General features: G+C 66.6%; 18 protein-coding genes. 10 read left to right on the forward strand and 8 right to left on the reverse strand.

Translation table 11 applies throughout. The features are described 5' to 3' along the window. Positions 1-25 precede the first annotated feature (25 nt). Both fxlM and ACYVGT_RS02540 read left to right on the forward strand, forming a co-directional pair. Positions 26-2,077: a methyltransferase, FxLD system gene (gene fxlM, locus ACYVGT_RS02535; RefSeq protein WP_460854715.1), complete on the forward strand. Its 2,052-nt coding sequence runs from the start codon at positions 26-28 to the stop codon at positions 2,075-2,077. 51 nt (positions 2,078-2,128) lie between these two features. After that, positions 2,129-3,304, forward strand: a complete 1,176-nt coding sequence (locus ACYVGT_RS02540) for a hypothetical protein (protein ID WP_460854716.1) — start codon at positions 2,129-2,131, stop codon at positions 3,302-3,304. Here ACYVGT_RS02540 and ACYVGT_RS02545 read toward each other — a convergent pair. Both ACYVGT_RS02545 and ACYVGT_RS02550 read right to left on the reverse strand, forming a co-directional pair. After that, the gene (locus ACYVGT_RS02545) at positions 3,289-3,498 is read right to left on the reverse strand and encodes a DUF397 domain-containing protein (RefSeq protein ID WP_460854717.1); all 210 of its coding nucleotides are present in this window, start codon (positions 3,496-3,498) and stop codon (positions 3,289-3,291) included. The two genes, ACYVGT_RS02540 and ACYVGT_RS02545, sit on opposite strands and share 16 nt — an antisense overlap. 28 nt (positions 3,499-3,526) lie before the next feature. Further along, complete coding sequence (locus ACYVGT_RS02550; RefSeq protein WP_460854718.1) at positions 3,527-4,381, reverse strand: helix-turn-helix domain-containing protein; 855 nt, start codon at positions 4,379-4,381, stop codon at positions 3,527-3,529. Between the two features lie 145 nt (positions 4,382-4,526). On the opposite strand from ACYVGT_RS02550, the gene ACYVGT_RS02555 reads away from it, so the two are divergent. From ACYVGT_RS02555 to ACYVGT_RS02585, 7 genes are all read left to right on the forward strand, one after another. Further along, on the forward strand, positions 4,527-5,006 hold the full coding sequence (locus ACYVGT_RS02555; protein WP_460854719.1) for an ATP-binding protein: 480 nt from the start codon (positions 4,527-4,529) through the stop codon (positions 5,004-5,006). 895 nt (positions 5,007-5,901) lie between these two features. Further along, the gene (locus ACYVGT_RS02560; RefSeq protein ID WP_460854720.1) at positions 5,902-7,062 is read left to right on the forward strand and encodes an ABC-three component system protein; all 1,161 of its coding nucleotides are present in this window, start codon (positions 5,902-5,904) and stop codon (positions 7,060-7,062) included. Continuing rightward, positions 7,059-7,550, forward strand: a complete 492-nt coding sequence (locus tag ACYVGT_RS02565) for a three component ABC system middle component (RefSeq protein ID WP_460854721.1) — start codon at positions 7,059-7,061, stop codon at positions 7,548-7,550. Before ACYVGT_RS02560 ends, ACYVGT_RS02565 begins: the two co-directional genes overlap by 4 nt. Beyond that, positions 7,547-9,499, forward strand: a complete 1,953-nt coding sequence (locus ACYVGT_RS02570) for a DUF3732 domain-containing protein (protein ID WP_460854722.1) — start codon at positions 7,547-7,549, stop codon at positions 9,497-9,499. Before ACYVGT_RS02565 ends, ACYVGT_RS02570 begins: the two co-directional genes overlap by 4 nt. A 284-nt stretch (positions 9,500-9,783) precedes the next feature. Further along, the gene (locus ACYVGT_RS02575; protein ID WP_460854723.1) at positions 9,784-10,491 is read left to right on the forward strand and encodes an HAD family hydrolase; all 708 of its coding nucleotides are present in this window, start codon (positions 9,784-9,786) and stop codon (positions 10,489-10,491) included. A gap of 240 nt (positions 10,492-10,731) precedes the next feature. Continuing rightward, positions 10,732-11,283: a hypothetical protein gene (locus ACYVGT_RS02580; protein ID WP_460854724.1), complete on the forward strand. Its 552-nt coding sequence runs from the start codon at positions 10,732-10,734 to the stop codon at positions 11,281-11,283. A 245-nt stretch (positions 11,284-11,528) separates the two neighbouring features. After that, the gene (locus ACYVGT_RS02585) at positions 11,529-12,113 is read left to right on the forward strand and encodes a hypothetical protein (RefSeq protein ID WP_460854725.1); all 585 of its coding nucleotides are present in this window, start codon (positions 11,529-11,531) and stop codon (positions 12,111-12,113) included. A 113-nt stretch (positions 12,114-12,226) separates the two neighbouring features. Here the strand turns inward: ACYVGT_RS02585 and ACYVGT_RS02590 are convergent, their stop codons facing one another. Then, entirely contained in the window at positions 12,227-12,493 is a 267-nt protein-coding gene (locus tag ACYVGT_RS02590; RefSeq protein WP_460854890.1) for a transposase, read from the reverse strand. Here ACYVGT_RS02590 and ACYVGT_RS02595 point away from each other — a divergent pair. Then, positions 12,413-12,676: a hypothetical protein gene (locus ACYVGT_RS02595; protein ID WP_460854898.1), complete on the forward strand. Its 264-nt coding sequence runs from the start codon at positions 12,413-12,415 to the stop codon at positions 12,674-12,676. The genes ACYVGT_RS02590 and ACYVGT_RS02595 overlap by 81 nt on opposite strands. Here the strand turns inward: ACYVGT_RS02595 and ACYVGT_RS02600 are convergent. The 5 genes from ACYVGT_RS02600 to ACYVGT_RS02620 form a co-directional block, all read right to left on the reverse strand. Beyond that, the gene (locus ACYVGT_RS02600) at positions 12,673-13,491 is read right to left on the reverse strand and encodes an aminoglycoside phosphotransferase family protein (RefSeq protein WP_460854726.1); all 819 of its coding nucleotides are present in this window, start codon (positions 13,489-13,491) and stop codon (positions 12,673-12,675) included. The two genes, ACYVGT_RS02595 and ACYVGT_RS02600, sit on opposite strands and share 4 nt — an antisense overlap. Before the next feature lie 141 nt (positions 13,492-13,632). Next, positions 13,633-14,781 (reverse strand): DegT/DnrJ/EryC1/StrS family aminotransferase, encoded by a 1,149-nt coding sequence (locus ACYVGT_RS02605; protein ID WP_460854727.1) that lies wholly within the window; start codon positions 14,779-14,781, stop codon positions 13,633-13,635. Beyond that, on the reverse strand, positions 14,778-15,833 hold the full coding sequence (locus ACYVGT_RS02610) for an NAD-dependent epimerase/dehydratase family protein (RefSeq protein ID WP_460854728.1): 1,056 nt from the start codon (positions 15,831-15,833) through the stop codon (positions 14,778-14,780). Before ACYVGT_RS02610 ends, ACYVGT_RS02605 begins: the two co-directional genes overlap by 4 nt. Beyond that, positions 15,830-17,233 carry a hypothetical protein gene (locus tag ACYVGT_RS02615; protein WP_460854729.1) on the reverse strand — a complete coding sequence of 468 codons (1,404 nt, stop codon included), beginning with the start codon at positions 17,231-17,233 and terminating at the stop codon, positions 15,830-15,832. The genes ACYVGT_RS02610 and ACYVGT_RS02615 overlap by 4 nt, the downstream gene beginning before the upstream one ends. After that, positions 17,230-17,916, reverse strand: coding sequence for a hypothetical protein (locus tag ACYVGT_RS02620; RefSeq protein WP_460854730.1), 687 nt, complete (start codon positions 17,914-17,916; stop codon positions 17,230-17,232). The genes ACYVGT_RS02615 and ACYVGT_RS02620 overlap by 4 nt, the downstream gene beginning before the upstream one ends. Positions 17,917-17,947: the final 31 nt, after the last annotated feature.

The following is a 17,947-nucleotide window of genomic DNA, read 5'->3' on the forward strand; positions in this document are numbered from 1 at the left end:
TCGCCGGAGGGGAGGCGAGCCGCCCATGAACACCACGACGCTGCCGCTCGCGGGCGGAGCGTGGGACCAGGTGAGCCTGTGGTTCGACTCCTGGCACGCCGCAGAGCAGGCCGCCATCACCCGTCTCGCCCCCGCGCTGTGCCAGGCCGAAGACGACGGGTGGCTCACCCGGTGGTGGTTCACCCGCAAGGCCACCTGCTGGCACCTGCGCTACCAGCCCCAGCGCAGCACGACCCGTTCCCGTATCGATGAGCTGTTGCGCGAGCTGGCCGTCCACGACGCCATCGACCACTGGGCCTGGACGATCTATGAGCCCGAGACCCACGCCTTCGGCGGGCCGAACGGCATGGCTGTCGGCCACGCCCTGTTCCCCGTCGACAGCCGCGAACTCCTCGACCATCTGCGCCGCAACGGAGACCGCCATCGCAACGAGCGGGGCCTGCTAGTGGCCGGCGCGCTCCTGCGCGGCGCCGAGCGGGATTTCTACGAACGCGGCGACATTTGGGCCCGCGTTGCCGCCCACCGCACACCCTCCAGGGCGCCGAGCGGCATCGAGATCGACCACGTCCACCGTCTCGCGACCGCCCACACAGCCTCTGAGGACGCGTCCCGCTGGATCGGTGCCTTCCACGAGGCGGGCGCCGCTCTCGCTGGCCTGGCCCGCACCGGCACTCTGACGCGCGGGCTGCGCGCCACCCTGGCCCACCACATCCTGTTCGCCTGGAACCGAGCCGGCATCCCCACCCCGCGCCAAGCACTCATGGCCCAGGCCGCCGCCGGCGCCGTCTTCCACCGAAGACCTGCACCGGTGCTTCCACGATTCAGCAGGTCAGGCCAACACGATCCCACTAAGGTGAGCCCAGTGAACACCGCCCACGACACCACCACGACCCAGCAGCTCCGTGCGGAACTGGTCGCCGCCATTCGCAACCGCGGCACCTTCCACACCCCGGCCGTGGAGAACGCCTTCGCGCGCGTGCCGCGGCATGTGTTCCTGCCCCAGGTGGATCCCGAGACCGCCTACGCCCCGCAGGTGGTGGTGACCAAGCACGCCGAGGACGGCCATGCGCTGTCCTCGGCCTCGCATCCGAACATGGTCGCGGCCATGCTGGAACAGCTCGACGTGCGCCCGGGGCACCGCGTGCTGGAGATCGGCACCGCCACCGGCATCAACGCCGCCTTGCTGCGCGAGCTCGTGGGTGAACAGGGTCAGGTCACCAGCATCGAGATCGACCACGACCTCGCTGAGGGCGCCCGGGCCGCGCTGCAGGCGGCCGGCTACCCGGACGTTGAGGTCATCAGCGGCGACGGCGCGGCCGGCCACCCCGACTCCGCGCCCTACGACCGGGTCATCGTCACGGCCGGCGCCTGGGACATTCCCGCCGCGTGGTGGGACCAGCTCGCCCCCACCGGGCGCATGGTCGTGCCGCTGGGTCTGCACGGCAGCGGCCTGACCCGCAGCATCGCTCTTGACCGCACCGCACCCGACCACATGGACGGTGTCTCAACACTGGTGTGCGGCTTCGTCCCGCTGCGCGGCAGTGCGCATTCCTCCGGAGAGGCCCTCGCGCTGGCCGAGGACATCACCCTCAACCTCGCGCCCGACGAGAACCAGGACCTCCACGTCTTGGGGCGAGCGCTGACGTACCCGGCCCACGCTGAATGGACCGGCATCACCATCGACGACACCGAACAGGTCGAACACCTCGACCTCTGGCTGGCCACCACCACCGCGCCCCACTTCGCCCGCCTCGCCCTCGGCGCCGAGGCACGCAGGCGCGCGGAAGTGGCGCCCACGCTGCGCTGGGGCGGCGCCACGCTCCACGACGGCGCGGGCACCCTCGCCTACCTGAGGCTGCGTCCGATCACCGAGACCACCGACGAACTCGGCATCATCGCCCACGGCCCCAACAGCCCAGCGCTCACCGCGCGCACCGAGGAGCTACTGCGCCGCTGGCGCAAAGAGGGTCCCACGCAACCCACCATCACCGCCCACCCCACGGGCGCGTCGGACGACGGGGCGCGAAACGGGGCGCGCGTCACCAGGCCCGACACCACGGTGACCATCACCTGGTGAGACACGGCCCCCGGCGCCCGCGGCGTCGGGCAGGGAACAGAGACACCCCCCATGAACCACCCAACGCCCCACTCCGCCACCAGCTCGCCCTTGCCCGATGTCTGCGAACAGGTGGCCCGCCGCCACCCCCTAGTGCCACGCGGCAAACCGCCCTGCCCGCCCCTGACCACGCGCCTGCAACAGATCCGCACCCGCGTCGACAGTGCGCGCCAGGACGGCGACAGCGACCAGCGACTTCTGTACGCAGCGCAGGCCCACAACCTCGCCGCGCTGACCGCGAGCGACTGCGGGCTTCCCGACCTCGCACGCGAGCTATGCGCACGCCAAGCCGGCATTCTCCTCAACGGCGCAGGCTACGACGCCGACACCGCCAAGCTCGCCCTCCAACCACTCATCAACCTCGCGCGACTCCTGATCCGCGACGGCGAAGGCGAGGCCGCGCACCGCCACTTCGAGCACCTACTCGCCGCGGCGAGAGCCCGCACCAGCACCGTCATCGCCGATATCCCGGTCGACTTTTCCGACCTCACCGCCACCCCAGACGACCACCGCACGATCATTCAGTGGCTCTGGACGACCGTTCTCAGCGACGGCACGCGAGCCCTGACCCAGACCGGCCACTGGCCACAGGCACTGGAGCATGCCCAACGGCGCAACGCGATCGGGCAGCGCCTCTTCGACGGACGCCAGGCCGCCGTACTCGCCCACAGCGCCGCCGGCGGCCCCGACCACGCGCTCCAGCTCCTCGACGACTCCCACACCCCCACCCAGTGGGAACAGGCGATCGCCTCCACCTTGCGCGTGCCCTGCCTCTTCCGTTCCAACCAAGACGCCACTCCGGCGATCGACGAGATGCTGGACCGCTACGTTCAGGTCGAGGAGACGATTCGCGAGCACCCGGTCTTCCACATCCGGCTTGGCCTGTGCGTCATCGACCTCGCCACCGGATTTCCCGAAACCCACCACATCATCAAGACCGTGGTGCGCGCCGCGCTAGACGCCGAAGATGCCTCCCTCGCCCACGACGTCCTCGCCCACACATGCCAAGCCCAGATCGACACCGCAACTGCGGCGAAGCTTCAGGCATGCATTGATGTAGCAGGATTCAATAAAGGCGCTCTCACCGCTGAAGACCGGCGCGATCTCCTAGACGCTTCCCGGGATAGCGAACGGGTTCTGAACGACGAACTGGGCCACACTCCAGTTCCGGGTCAGATAACGCGATAAGTGGGGTCGTTGGTCGTGACGTGGTTGAGGAACGCCTGCCACTCGCGGGTTGGGAATGCCAAAGCCGCCAGGTGGGGGTTCTTAGAGTCGCGGATGGCATGGTGGCCGGCGGGGAGGTCGGCGACTTCAACGCAGGAGCTTTGTGCGGTGCTGTAGCTGCTCTTGCGCCACAGGGGGTGCGCGGTGTGCTGCACGTGTTCTCTCTCGACCGGTGGTGCGTGGTCAGGGGGCGGGGTTGATTGTCTCAGCGATCAGCGCCGCGGAGTCGTCGGGCCCGTGCGCGAGGGAGGCCAGGGTGGAGAATGCCTCCCGGTAGCGGGCGACGCCTGCTGCGTCCTCGACGTAGACGTCACTGGTCATCAGTTCGACGTGGACCACGTCGAGGCGGGCCAGAGACAGCAGGGTGAACGCGCCGGCCAGGGCCGGGTGCTCGGCGCCCATGGGTAGAACCTGCACGGTGATGGTCGATCGATTGGCGCATTCCAGCAGGTGGTCCAGCTGGCGCTGGAAGACCTTGGTGCCGCCCAGAGGTTGGTGCAGCAGGCTCTCGTGCAGCACGGCGTGCAGCGGCACCGCGTCGTCCTCGCGGGTCAGGATCTTCTGACGCTGGGTACGTAGCGCGAGGAAGTCCTCCAGCGCTTGCTCCGAGGGGAAGTCTCCGGTGGCGGCCACGGCGGCACGGGCGTAGTCGGGGTGCTGGAGCAGGCCGTGGATGACTCCGGTGGCATAGACCCCGATCGCGGTAGCCGTGCCTTCGAGCCGGAGCAGGTCGAGGTAGCCGGGCGAAACGTGGTCGTGGTGGTCGACCCACCAGCCGCGCCGCTCGGTCTGGATCTCCCCGGCCACCGCGATGATGGTCTCGCGCAGGTCGGTGTCGGTCACCCTGTAGGCGTCCAGGATCGGGCGTACGTCACGTGGCCGAAGGGCGACCAAGCCGTTCTCGATGCGGCTGAGCGAGGCGGTGGATCGCTCGGTGGCCGTAGCGGCTTGGGCGAGGGACATCGCGACGTCGTGCCGTAGCTGGCCGAGTCGCTCGCCCAGCCAGCGCTGGCGCAGAGATGGGGCGTCGTCGCTCACGTCGTTCTCCTCCGGGTGCGCTCGACACGTCCGTGTTCCATCCTGCCATACTTCCTCTTCGTAATTTTTACGCAGCACATCTATTGCGTTCCGAAAACCACGGAGTCATGCTGGACAGCACGGACGAAGAATCGAACCACGACCGGTGGACAACGCCGTGGTGGGAGTGAATCCGATGATCGAGCATGCGTGTGCCTGGCACGTTCCTAGTGGTCCCAGCATCGCCCAGCGAGCACGCACTCTGACTCGCTGCGCGCTCGACAGCATGGAGGTCGCGGCCGACGAGATCGACGTCGCCGAGCTGATGGTCAGCGAGCTGGCGACCAACAGTCTCCGGCACGCCGCACCCCCTTATGGGCTACGGATCTGGTGCGCCGGCCAGATCGCCGTCGTCGAGATGTTCGACGCCTCTCCGGCGTTGCCCGCGCTGCCGTGCACGACGCCGTCCAGCATCGGCGAGGCGGGCCAAAGCATGGTGGAATCGACACGGCTGGAAGAGTGCGGGCGAGGTCTGCCCCTAATCAGCTCCTTTTCGAACGGCCGATGCGGCAGCGACTCCCTTGCCGGAGGCAAAAAGACCTGGTTCGCGGTATCCCGTCGAGCGTGCGAGCACCCCTCGCCATGACCCCCTCCCTACTGGCGATCGCCCCTTCCCTCGCCCAGCTCGCGCTCTCCTAACGAAGTTGGTGCATGATTGGGGTAAGGCTTCGCTGTGGGGCGTAGCACTTTGGCCGTGACGATCAAGGTCAATGGCACGGTCCTGGCCCACCTCTGGCGAAGAGGATCTGCGCCGTCCGGCGCGCTCCTAAGTCCTTAACCGTGAAGTCCAGTCCTGGCTGTGGCCAGATCTTGCAGGAGTGGTCCCGCGTCGGCAGAAGTCTTCGCTGGCCGAAGCCGGACAGGGGGAGAGCGATGCCCCCTCAAGTTGTCCCGGGGGCGTTTGGCGCAGGTGCTTCACCTGGCGGTGAGAGACGCCCTCGCCGCCGTGACTTGGCGGGTAGAGACGCTGCTCTTCGTCGAACACGGCCACGCCGTGCGGATGGTCTGGCCTCCGTCCTGGACGATGGTGTGGCGGTAGGCACTCCCGAGGATCTCGCGAGAGCCGAGTGCCTTCTCGATCAGCGGGACTGAGCCAAAGTCGGGATGGATCTGGGGACATAGCCGCGTCTGCAGAGCTGCGGCAGCGCGCCGAACGCTTTTGGCCCCGGAACCGGCTCGACTTCTTTCAGGCCGTGGCGCGTGGCGGGCTTTGGCAAATCGGACCTGAGGGTTGTGGGCGAGCAGCGGCGAGGACGTGCTGCACACCGCGGGGCGCCCCTTGAGCGGGTTGTACAGACCTCGGGTCGAGGCGGCTTCTGCTGGTGGAGCGTGCGGATCCACCTGCCCTCTTGGCGAAAGGGTTCCAGGGGATATGCGTGCCATGTAAAGATCAGTGAGGCATGCGCCAGGGTGGTCAGGCTGGAGGGAAGATGGCGGGTACAACAGCTCCGTTCGAAGCATCGGCGTCCGCAGTTGGGTACGTGTACCAGCTCCGCAAGGCCCTTCATTTCTGCGTCGACCAGCACGGCCGCGGACTTGATTGGTCCATTGCCATCGAAGCGGGCGACGACGTAGAAGAAGTCGTCGAAGGTGGCCGGATCCTTTACCAGCTCAAGCATCGAGCCGCTAGCGTCACAATGTCGGATTACAGCACGGACCTGTGGAAAACCCTGCGAATCTGGGCTCATAGTGTCACCAACAAGCTGCTTGATCTGGACGAGACGGGCCTCTTCCTCCTGACCACCGCCGACCTGACTCCCGATTCGGCTGGATACCTGCTGCAGCCCGTCGCCTCGGGGGTCAGAGACGAGATCCGCGGGCTCAAAGCGCTGGAAGCTGCTCGGCAAGCCTCCACCAGCAAGGAAAACCAAAAGGCATACGAAGCCTTCGACAACCTCTCGGAGGGTGAGCGGCAGGCCATGCTCGCCCGAATACAGGTCATCGGCAACGCCCCAGATGTCGATGAGGTGGAAAAGCTGCTGATGGAGCGAGTGGTCTCCGCTGTAGGACATGAATATGCCCAGCCCTTCCTGCAGCGCCTGGAAGGCTGGTTCTATCAGCGCACGATCCGGCAGTTGCGCACGGACGAGATGGACGCGATCACGGGGGGCGAGTTCGACCACGTGTTCACCGACCTGCGCAATCAGTTCCGGCCGGAGAATCTGCCCATCGATGAGGACATCGCTGTCCTCCGGCCGGATCCGTCGGACTACGCAAGCATGGTCTTCGTCCGGCAAATGGGCCTGATCGACATCGGAAAGGCCAGGGTCGAGATCGCCGTGCGCGACTACATCCGCGCCTTCACCCAGCGCTCCCGGTGGTCGTACGACAATTTGCTGTTGCCCGGCGAGATCAGCAAGTACGAGCGCCGCCTCGTCGAGGAATGGCAGGACCTCTTCGCGGAGATGGAAGACAGCCTCGACGCGGAATCGACGGAAGCGGAGAAGGTAGCGGCTGCCAAGGAGATCTATCGGTGGGCAACGCGCGAGGCACGTCCACGTATTCGCGTCGGATGCGACGAACCGTTCGTCTCCAAGGGCTCCTTCCACATCCTAGCTGATGGCCTGCAGGTGGGCTGGCACATTGATTTCATGACACGGCTCATGGCCGTACTGGAGCCAGCAGGAGCGACGAAGGCGTGAACCCTCTCACTCAATTCAGCCGAGAAGAACGCGCCCTGTACAATCCCCCGTTTACCGCGCTCGTCACCTGCCGCGCCGTCCAGGGCCATGAGTTTCAGTACAACCAGCCGTGCCCGATCACGGTAGCTGTCTTGTCCGCTGTGATGGCCCTGCAACCGGCTGTGCGCAGTACCCTGCCGAAATCCGTCAACAGTGGACTGACTCGATGGCTGGAGGAGAATAAGGCTGTCAAGGTGACCATGTCACAGAACGCCACCGCCTTGGCCGCGGTGGTGCGTCCAGGGCTTCTCCTGGCACTGCAGAGCGACGCCGTACACGTCGATGAGGCAGGAAAGCTCACGGTGGCTCCAGGTCGGCTCACTAAAAAGATCAACGGCGCCACGGACGAGATCCAGGCCATCCAGAAAGCGGCATACCTTTTGGGGCGCTGGCTCCCCAGCGCGGGCAGCCTCAGCACCGTCATGACATTGCTAGGAGTCCGTCCGTGACGTTCCAGATCAGCGCTATTTCCATCTATAACGAAGATGCCCTAATCCGCACCGTTCCCTTTAGGGTCGGTAATCTCAACATCATCACTGGCGACTCACGGCGCGGGAAGAGCGCTCTGCTCAACATCGTCGACTACTGCCTAGCCAGCAAGGACTACGTCATTAAAGGCGCGGCGTTGCGCAACTTCGTGCAGGTCTTTGCCGTCACTCTGGTGAAGGGCCAGCAGCAATTGTTCATCGCGCGGCCGGCCCCGGCCGGAAAGGCGGCAACGGCGACCACGATGTGCGTCGTTTCTCAAGCACTTGGTGCACCGCCTCCTCAGCGGACAGAGCTGAGCTTCTCCACCCCTCTCGACATCGCTAAGGACATCCTGTCGGAGTTCGCCGGGATCGACCGGACGGTGCGCATTCCGGCCGTGCGCAGCGCTACCCCAATCGCGCCGTCGGTGCGCCATGCGCTCTTCTTCTGTTTGCAGAAGCAGAACGAGGTCGCCAACCCGGACCTGCTGTTCCACTCGCAAGGCGAGGAGTTCTTGCCGGCGACGATCCGGGCGATGATTCCCTACTTCCTTGGTGCCGTCGATCCCGAGCAGGCGTTGCTGGAGAGCCGTCTGCGTCTGCTGCGCCAGGAACTCGCCGAGGTGGAGGCGGCGCTAGCCGCCGCCGGCAGCCTGTCACCAGCCTCCGGGCAAGCACTGGCCCTGGTCACCGAAGCCGTCGAGGCAGGCCTGCTGCCACCGACCCGGGAGAGGATGACAGAAGAGAGGGCGTTGGATCATCTCCGCCAAGCCATCGCCGAGAGTGCCCCCACGCAGATGCCTGACGCCGGAGATGATCCTGTCTCCGCCCTCGTTGAGCAGCGTCGAGGCCTGCGTGAACGGCACGGACAGGCTCGCGCACGCGTCGCCGGCCTGAAGCGCGCCGCTCAGGAGAACAATGAATTCCTTGACCAGGCGGCGGAGCAGCATGCCCGTCTGGCCACACTCAACCTCTTCGCACCAGCCAACACGGCAGACCAGGAGCCGCGTTGCCCAGTGTGTGACAGCCATCAGCCGCAGTTGAGCCAGATTGCGGAGGTCATTAGCCGGGACCTCAACCGCCTCGACGCCGACATGACCGTCATTGGCAGCGACACCCCCGAAATCAACGCCCTCATCTCAGCGGAAGAAGACACCCTCCAGGACATCCGAAGTGCTCTAGGCCGTAATCAGGAGCAGATCGATACGTTGATTTCCGGCCAGCGCGCAACGCAAGGCCAGGCGGACGACTTGCGGCGGGCAGTTCTTGTCCAAGGTCGCATCAGCCTTTTCCTGGAAACAGCCGGCCGCCATCTCCAAAGACCTCAGGTCGTGGACCGGCGCGAAGAAATTAGAGCGAAGATCGCAGAACTCGAGGAGGTGATCGGAGGCGGAGCGCGAGATGATCGACTCAACAGCTTCGTCTCCCGGATCAATACGAAGATCAAGGAAAAGGCTGTCGCCTTGGACCTTGAACACAAGGAGTCGCCCATCCGGCTCGACTCGCGAGGATTGACCGTCGTCGCAGATACCGCCCGCGGCCCGGTCCGCCTGGCCGACATGGGAGGCGGCGAGAACTGGCTCGGCTACCACGTCGCCACCCTCCTTAGCATGCACGAATGGTTCTCCGAGCAGGGCAGTCCAGTGCCTCGCTTCCTCATCCTCGACCAGCCTTCCCAGGTCTATTTCCCCGAAGATGCTCCAGACAGCACCGCCTTGGCCGGCCCCGACAGAACCGCTCTGCTCAACCTCTACAAAACCATTCAGAGCACGGTTGAGTCCCTTGACGGTGACTTCCAGGTAGTCGTGATGGAGCACGCTGACCTGGACGACGAGCCCTTCCGTAGCTCAGTCGAGGCACGTTGGAGGCGCAGCAACGGTCGGGCGCTCGTGCCTCAGGATTGGATCACCGAAGAGATCGCTGATGACTAAGAGACTCCTCGTCCGCGTCTCGGCTCCGGTACCCGCGGAGTTACTCCAGTTAGCTCGCTGAGATCACATCAGTGATCATAGCGACGAAACTGAGCAGCTCATTGACGGCAAGGGTCGGGGCCAGCAGCGGCAGCAGACCCCGGAAGAAGGTCTAGGCGTGGGTCGCCCCGTCCACCCGGGCGGCTTCGTCCAGCGAGCGGGGGATCGTGTCCAGGTATTGCCGCTCGGGTTGGGAGCATGGTCGACGACGTCCGTGAACGGTCCGCCGAGATCAGGAGGGGCACGTGACCACGCCTGTGCTGGTGCTGTGGGACATCGCCCGGACGCTGCTCTACGCGGGGGAGACTGACCGCCTGGTCTACCGGGAAGTCTTCACCGACCTGGTCGGTCGGCCCCCGGAGCGGCTCCCGGCCAAAGGCACGGGCCGCACCGTGCCGCTCGCGGTGAAGGAACTGTTCGCCACCAACGGCATTGCTGAGGCCGACCGGTTCACTGAGATCGCGATCCGCGACATCCCGCGCCTCCAGGCCGACCACTTTGACCATATGCGTGCCCATGGGTTCGTACTCCCCGGCGCCCATGCGGCCCTGGCCGCTGTCCAGGCGATGCCGGGCGTGACCGCCACCGTCGTGACCGGAAACCTCCAGCCCTCAGCCGAGCTGAAACTGCGCGCCTTCGAACTTGACGGCTTCGTCGACAGCGCAGTGGGCGGTTACTCCTCCGACGACCCCCACCGGCCCGCTTTGGTAGCCGTCGCTCAAGCCCGCGCCTCGGACGCAACCGGGGACATCTTCGATCGAACGAATACCGTCATCATCGGCGACTCGCTGGAAGACGTCACTACAGGTAGAGAAGGTGGCGCCTCGGTCATCGCTATTGCTTCCGGAACCACCTCCGCTGAGACGCTTGCTGCCGCCGGTGCTGATGTCGTTCTCCCGGATTTGTGCGATCCGGAAGCTGTATGCTCGGGCATCGTTCAACGTGTTCGGTGACGTTATCGGCGAGCGCAGCCCAAGTAGATGACGGCGAGGTTGACGAATCAGGGCGACGGGCAGCGTATTCAGTATCCATTTCAAGCAGGCGTGGAAGGGAAGCGGAATTACGCGAATTAATCGTCGATAATTTCATGACTCTCTTGCCTTGAGGTGACACAAGGCTTCAACGGGGCCCTTGGGCTCTTTGATGTCCCGCGCGTTTCAATTACGTTCAGGAGCCACTCGTTCACTCAGAGGGTGGTGGAGAGCGCAATGTGGATGCGCGCCGGCGGTGCGGCCGTGGTTCTGGCCGCGATGGCGACAGGTTGCACGGGCGGGGCGTCGGACCCGTCCGGGTCCACGTCTCCTGAAGCGACACCCACTTCCGCGTCGCCATCGCCTCCGCCGTCGCCGGAGGAACAGGCGCTCGACGCCTACATGGGCCTGTGGGACGTGATTGTGGACAACTCGCGTACCACCGACCCTGACTATTCCCAGCTCGATGAGTATGCCGAAGGGCAAGCGGCCGAGCTGGCCGAACACGGGCTGGGCGCCGAAGCAGGAGAGCACGTGGTCTCGCGCGGGGCTCCTGAGCATGACGCCGAAGTAAGCGCGATCGAGGGCGACACCGCCCAGATTGAGGACTGTATGGACTCCAGTTCGTGGCTTCGAGAAGATGCGGAGACCGGTGAGCTGGTGGAGGAAGAACCCGAGGGTCCGCTGCTCCGCCGTGTCGAGGCCACTGCCTCCTTTGACGGGTTGAAATGGCGGATCTCGGAGATGCGTGGTTATGAGCCGGGGTCATGCTAAGAGGCCGACATAGGGTGGCCGCTATTGCTATCGCGGCTGCTATCGCCATGGCAATTCCCGCCATTGCCATAGCTGATCCTGATTACTTTTGGGGAGAGGCGGACTGCGGTTCGGATGGCACTGGGCCCGGATGCGGCGTTGGTGCGGAGTCCGGGGAGGGGGCGCCCGGGCGTGAGGGGAGTTCTGAAGGGGCACCGCGTCCCGATGGCAGTGCCTCCGGATCGGCATCGACGTCGGGCGGAGCGATGGCCGGCACGGTCTGTTCGGGCGAGGGCAATGGGCAGGAGTGCACGACTTCCGTTGCCGAAGCCGCGGATCCGGAGGCTGGCGATGGCGAGCCTGCGTTTGACCCGGCTGCGGTTGCTGATGAGGCGCGGGATGCGCTGGCGTTGCCTGATCCCGGGATCGCGACGTCTCCCGATCAGGGGAGTCCGGTGTTGGTGCGGGTGCCGGTGTGGTTGTGGATCGATGAGGAGACTTGGCAGCCGGAGACGGCCGAAGCTGAGGTGCCGGGCGGTTCGGTGTCGGTGACGGCCACGCCGGAGTCGGCGTCGTGGGAGATGGGTGATGGCGCGGTGGTCGAGTGCGAGGGGCCTGGTCGGGCCTATGACCCGGCGCGTGATGACCCTGCCGCGTCCTCGCCGGAGTGCGGCCATACCTACACCACCGCCGCCGAGCGCGGCGGCTTCCCTGTGGAGGTCGGGGTGGTGTGGTCGGTGACCTGGGAGGCCAGTGACGGCAGCGGCGGGGAACTCGATCCCCTCGTCACGGCGGCGGGTGCGGAGCTGGGGGTCGTGGAGTCGCACGGACTGGTGGAGCACGCGACCTAGGAGTCTCAATGATGCTGTCAATCCGCCAGCGGGGCTGGTGGGGTGGGGGTGAAGACCCTGCCGCCCCGCAGCAGCGCCCACACCACACTCGCCCTCCCACCTGGCCAGAGCGATCACCGCCTGGACGTGCTTGAGCCCCTCACCCTGCTTGCGCTGGTAGAACTCCCGGTTGGGCCCCTCGGTGCGGATCGAGGACAGCGCGGACATGAAGAACTCCGCCTCAGAGCACGGGTCGGTGCAGGTTGCCGGTGCGGCTGGTCGTCCCGTGTCACCGGCACCAGTCCGGCCGCCGAGGCCAGGTGACCAGCGTCGGCGTGGGCGGCCAGGTCGCCGGCCGCGGCGATGAACTCCGCCTCCAGGACGGCGCCGAACCCGGGCACCGACTCGATGATCCGCGCGGCCTCCCGCGCGGGGAAGATCTCGCGGATCTGGGACTCGGTGCCCGTGATGTGCTGGTCCAACTCCAGGATCTGGCGGGCGAGATCGGCGACATTCATTTCTCGGAGGAGCCTTATTTGCTTACCCGGGACTCGGTGGGTCGGACCGGCGCAGCCCCGTTCTAGGTAAACAAGTCGGTGACCCGAGCGGCAATGCGCTGCGCAGTTCCGGGGGGATTGTGCGGCGTGGCCGAGCCACCGGGGCCCAGCTGCAGAAGCCAGCACAGTGCGACCAGACGTCGAAACTCGCGCACCCGCATCTTCTCTTCAGACGTGAGGTCGATGTAGGACAGCAGTGCTTCGCCGTCTAGGTCACCGTCGAGGGAGGAGATGTGTTCGATCAGCTCGCCGAGTTCGAATGCGCGGTCATTGCGCCCGGAATCCTCCCAGTCGATCAGCCGGACGCATTCCTCTTGCCCGTCCCAGAGAAGGTTGGCGTGGTTGCCGTCAGCCAAACCCAAGACCGGGGGGAAGGCGTTTTCCAGCAGGCGGTCGGGGGCGCCGGTGGCCATCCACTCAGCCCCTTGCTCGTGGGCCTTCTGGACGAGCGGGTCGCCGCCGAGGTCGGGATGGGCAGCGATGAACCGGCGGACCTTGGCTACGGCGGCGTGTGGCCCCCACGGGGCCGGAGCGAGTGCGGCCACGGCCTCAGTGGGGATTTGGTGGAGGCGGTTCAACGCGCGGGCAATTGCGGCGACCTGTTCACGGGTGGCCCCTTCGCCGCGCATGACCCGGCCCGGCAGGCGGCTCATCGTGATCACGGGCGGTGCGTGGTCCAGGTCCGCGTGGAGCGGACGCGGTGCCAGACCAGGGGCGTGCTGATTCAGCACTTCCAGTGCGGTCCACTCCCGCTGCGGTTCGCCCCGGCTCCAGTCGCTGTAGCGCTTGACCACGACGTCGCCGCGGATCTCGATGTGGTGGGTATGGAATCGGGTGGCCATGCGCTCTCGGTTCGCGGTCTTTGCTGCAGGGCGCGGTGGCCCCTGAGCTACGGTTGTGGGGCACCGCGAGGCTACCGCAGCCCGCCGCCTGGCAGACAGGGATTCGGCAGGTGGCGGGCTGCTGCGGGTGGCGGTGTGTCGTCAGATCCTCCAGACGGCGTGCACAGCGTCGATCACCCGGACAAGCTGATCGTGGGTCATGGCCGGATAGCAGGGCAGCGAAAGCTGCCGGGCAGCGGCGGCTTCGGTCACGGGCAACAATCCGTCGGCACCGGAGTAGACGCGCAGACTATGGACCGGTCGGAAGTGCCGGCTGGTCGCGATATCGCGCTCAGCCAGCGCCGCAGCAAGGGCGTCGCGAGTGAGCGGAGCCCGATGGGGGTCAACGAAGACTGAGTAGAGGAACCACCCCGGCTCGACGCCGGGGAGCACGGTGGGCGGAGCCAGGCCGATGAGTCCGGACAGCGCCTCGGTGTAGGCAGCGGCGATCTGAGCACGGCGCTCGGTGAACGCTTTCAGCTTGCGCCACTGTGCGATGCCGACCGAGGCGGCCAGGTCGGACATGACGTACTTCAGGCCGGGCACGGTGACCTCGTAGTCGGCAGTCCTGCAGCCCTGGTGGCGCTGCCACACTGCGGTGTCGATGCCGTGTCGTCCGAGCAAGCGGGCCCGGTGGACGAGGTCGGAGCGGCCGGTGAGCATGCCACCCTCGCCGGTGGTGATGACCTTGTTGGCGTAGAAGCTGAAGGCGCTCAGGTCTCCAACAGTGCCGGCGCGCAGTCCATCGCGGCGAGCGAGCAGAGCGTGGGCGGCATCCTCGATCAGTAGCAGGTGGTGGCGGTCCGCGAGTGTTCGGAGCGCAGCCAGGTCACAGGGGTGTCCGCCGTAGTGCATGGCGATGATGGCTTTGGTCGCGGGGGTGATCGCAGTCTGGGTCAGTTGGGGGCACAGGTTGTAGGTGGACGCTTCGACATCGACGAAGACGGGCCGGGCACCGACCTGCTGCACCGCGTTAGGGGCGGCGCAAAAAGTGAGGCTAGGAGTGATCACCTCGTCTCCGGGGCCGATCCCGCCGGCGAGTAGGGCGAGGTGCAGGGCGGCGGTTCCGGAGGTGACGGCGAAGGCGTCCTGGGTCCCCAGGCTGTCTCGGACCGCATGTTCCAATGCGGTGGCCTTGGGGCCGTGGGTGAGCCACCCGGAGGTGAGGGTGTCGACGACTTCGGCGATTTCCTCTTCCCCGATGGAGGGACGGTTCCACGGCACCGGTTTGAGAGAGGGGGGTGTGCTCACGATCGCCCCCTTCGGCAGTAGGTGGCGTGCAGCTGTTCGCATTCGGGCGTGCGCACGGCCTGGATACGGCCGGCGGCGTGGGCGGCGCGCAGGCCGCAGAGGTTGTCGTATTCGGGAAGGTCCACGTTGCCGAGGCGGCGATCGTTCAGGTCGTGGACGATCTCGCGGACGCCGTCGATGAGTGGGGTACGGCAGGTGCCGGGAAACATGCGGGCCAGGCGCGAAAAGCTGGTGCGGTAGTCGCGGGCATCGGCCTCGTCTCGCTCGGGGCCGCGATCAATCTGCGCGCCCGGAACGGCTTGGGCGACGGTGTCGGCGATCTGGGCGATGGTGTGGTTCTCTTCATCCGCGCCGACGTTGAGCATTTGCTGGCCGTCAGGGTGGGCGAGGACAGCGGCGAGGACTTCAGCGACGTCGCGCACGTGGACCAGCGGGCGGCGCTGACCGCCTCCGCTGAGAGGGATGCGGCCGCTAGCGACGGCCTGGGCCGCCATGCGGTTGGCAACGGAGTCCAGACGCTGGCGCGGGGAGCGCCCATGCACGGTGGCCAGCCGCAGCACGCTCAGGTGCGCGTGCTGGTCGAGGAGAGCGGCAGTGTGCTGTTCGGCCTGAATCTTGGTGTGGGCGTAGATTCCCAGTGGGCGGGCCGGGGTGTCTTCAGCGACGGTGCCTTCGCGCTGGCCGTAGACGCTGCAGGAGGAGAACAGCACAAAGTGGCCTACGCCGAGCTCGCGGGCGGCCTCGGCGGCCAGGACCGGGGAGGCGAAGTTCAATTCGATGGCCAGGCGCTCATCGAGGGCGCAGGCAGGTTCGCCGACCACCCCGCCCATGTGTACGGCGGCATCGGCACCGACGAGTGCCTTGCGCAGGTCTGACGGGTCGCGCAGGTCGCCGCGCAGGAAGGTGTCAGCGGTGGGCAGCAGCCGCCGGGGATGGTCGTTGCGGGCATAGATCAGATCGTCGACCACCGTCACGCGGTGCCCTAGCGCGGACAGGAGGCGGGTGGCGACGGTGCCGAGGTATCCGGCGCCGCCGAGGAGAGCGATTCTCATTGCAGACTCCGCTTCGTCGAGGCAGGGACGGCAGTGTGGGACCGTGCGCCGTGGCCGGAGGTGGGCAACGCGAACTGTGCCCTTCCCAGGGCGGTTTCGCGCAGGTCCGCCAGCCGCGGAACCAGCGTGAGGTCCAGCTCTTCGGAGGGGTGGAGCAGGCCGTGGTCATCAGTGCGGGCGACCCAGGCGCGCACGCCGGTAGGCCAGGCGATATTGAGGCCGATCTCGCCCTTGGGGATCACTCCGTTGAACGGGGCTGGCATCTGCCGGGCATTCCAGTAGGCCGAGACGGCGGTGGCCTTGGCCTGCTCGATGATGGGAAACAGCTGCGGGTAGCGCGGGCTGGTGCGCAGCAGCCGGAACACCATCTGCCCCATCAGCCCAGGCGCGGTAGCCGAGAGGGCTTCAAAGTCGTCCTGGTGGAAGGTAGCGGCGTGGGTGTCTATGTCCGGGCCCAGGGTGGTGCAGGCGAACAGGTGGGGCAGGCGGCGCGCGGTGTAGTCGGCTACTCCTGCGACCAGGCCGGGCTCGATGTAGCCGACTAATTCGCACAGCCGGTCGTGGCTGGGGCGGAACAGCGCCAGGTCGAACAGGTGCCCCATGGTGTCCACGGCGTTGAACGCTAGGTCCTTGTAGAGCCGGTTGTTTAGCTCGCCCACCTCTGCACATGCCGCGGTGCGGTCGGAGGTGGAGTGCAGCATCAGGTATTCGGCGACCACTTCGAAGTACAGATAGCCCAGGAACGGTACGTCGCCGATGGCGGCAGTGAGCTGGTCCAGGAACTGCCGCGCCGACAGTGCCGCTCCGCAGGCGCCCGCAAGCATCTGGTCCAGGAACGTTGCGGTCCGGGCGACCTGCGCCACAGCAGTACCGCGCAGTCGGGCGTCTTCCTCCTCGGTGAGGAAGGATCGGTGCTGGAGATAGGCGTGCAGATGCAGGGATCCCAGCCGCAGGTAGTCGATCCCCTCAGTGGGGGTAGGGCGGCTGCTGGTGGTTTCGAAGATGAGGGTGTCGGTGTGGGGCTTGGACTCCAGCAGCCAGGCGCCGAGGTTGTGGGGGCGCAGGCCGTTGGCGTCGAGTGTGAGCGGCGCGCAGTACAGAGCCCCGACGAGGCATCCGGCAGCTTGGTAGAGCTGGCGGCTGGCGCGGATCTGCTCCAGGTAGGTGGTGGTGTGCATCAGGTGGATCGGACGACTGCTGGTGAGCATCTCCAGCAGGGCATTGGAGTGCAGGAGCCACCCGTTGGGCGTCTGCGCGGTCAGAAAGTCTCGCCACTGCATTTCATTGGCGGCCAGGCCGCGGGGAGCGCGGCGCGGTTGGCGGTTGGGTCCATATCCCGTGTGGGCGTCGTTCCACAGTTGAGCGGGAGCGGGCAGGGCCTCGGGGCCATGGGTGGTCACGGGCTGCCTCCTTGTGTGCTGCGGGCGATGGCGTTGTGGGCGTTGAACAGGGCGTCGTGGAACTCCGCGCCGCGGAGGCGGTCGCGTTCGCTGTGCAGCATCAGCGCGGCGGCGGCGTGGTGGAGCCATTCCGGAACTTCAACGCGCAGATGGGAGGTGTCAGGCCACCAGCGCCGTGCGGGGAGCCGGTAGCGGTCCAGGCAGTCCGCGGCCTTGAGTAGGTCCACCGTCAGGGCAGCCTGGTGGCGGGCACGGTGCAGGGGTGGGGTGAACTCCTCGTAGGCCACGTTGTGCAGGCCCACACCAGTGCAGGCGAGTGCCACTGCGTCGGGCTCCAGGCGCAGTCCCAACGCCGAGGTCACCTGACGGTGGTGGCCCTTCAGCCAGAGCGCCGCCCGATTCCCGTGGTGGGGATCGCTGCGGTCATTAAGGCGTCGGCAGTCGTGAACGGCGCCGGCCAGGCGCAGTACATCGGTGGCGGCCTTGTCCAGGCCGCGGAGGCGGGCCATCAGTCCAGCTAGGGCTGACACGCGGGCGTTGTGGCCGATTCCATGGATGCCGACGGCCGATGCCGGGCTCGTGAACCATCCGGGAGCGGGCAATAGCGGCGCGGGCATCTGCGGCGCGGTAGCAGTGTGGGCCGGCAGGTGCTCGGAGATCCATTCCAGGGTGGGATGGTCCATGGTCTGGTGCAGGGGTAGTGCCCCAATGGCG

This window comes from Nocardiopsis coralliicola (assembly GCF_054779695.1).

Coding starts and splice junctions, on each gene's coding strand:
- fxlM (WP_460854715.1), top strand. CDS start 26: ATGAACACCACGACGCTGCCGCTCGCGGGCGGAGCGTGGGACCAGGTG.
- ACYVGT_RS02540 (WP_460854716.1), top strand. CDS start 2,129: ATGAACCACCCAACGCCCCACTCCGCCACCAGCTCGCCCTTGCCCGAT.
- ACYVGT_RS02585 (WP_460854725.1), top strand. CDS start 11,529: ATGGCCGGCACGGTCTGTTCGGGCGAGGGCAATGGGCAGGAGTGCACG.
- ACYVGT_RS02600 (WP_460854726.1), bottom strand. CDS start 13,491: ATGGCCACCCGATTCCATACCCACCACATCGAGATCCGCGGCGACGTC.
- ACYVGT_RS02610 (WP_460854728.1), bottom strand. CDS start 15,833: ATGAGAATCGCTCTCCTCGGCGGCGCCGGATACCTCGGCACCGTCGCC.
- ACYVGT_RS02620 (WP_460854730.1), bottom strand. CDS start 17,916: ATGGACCATCCCACCCTGGAATGGATCTCCGAGCACCTGCCGGCCCAC.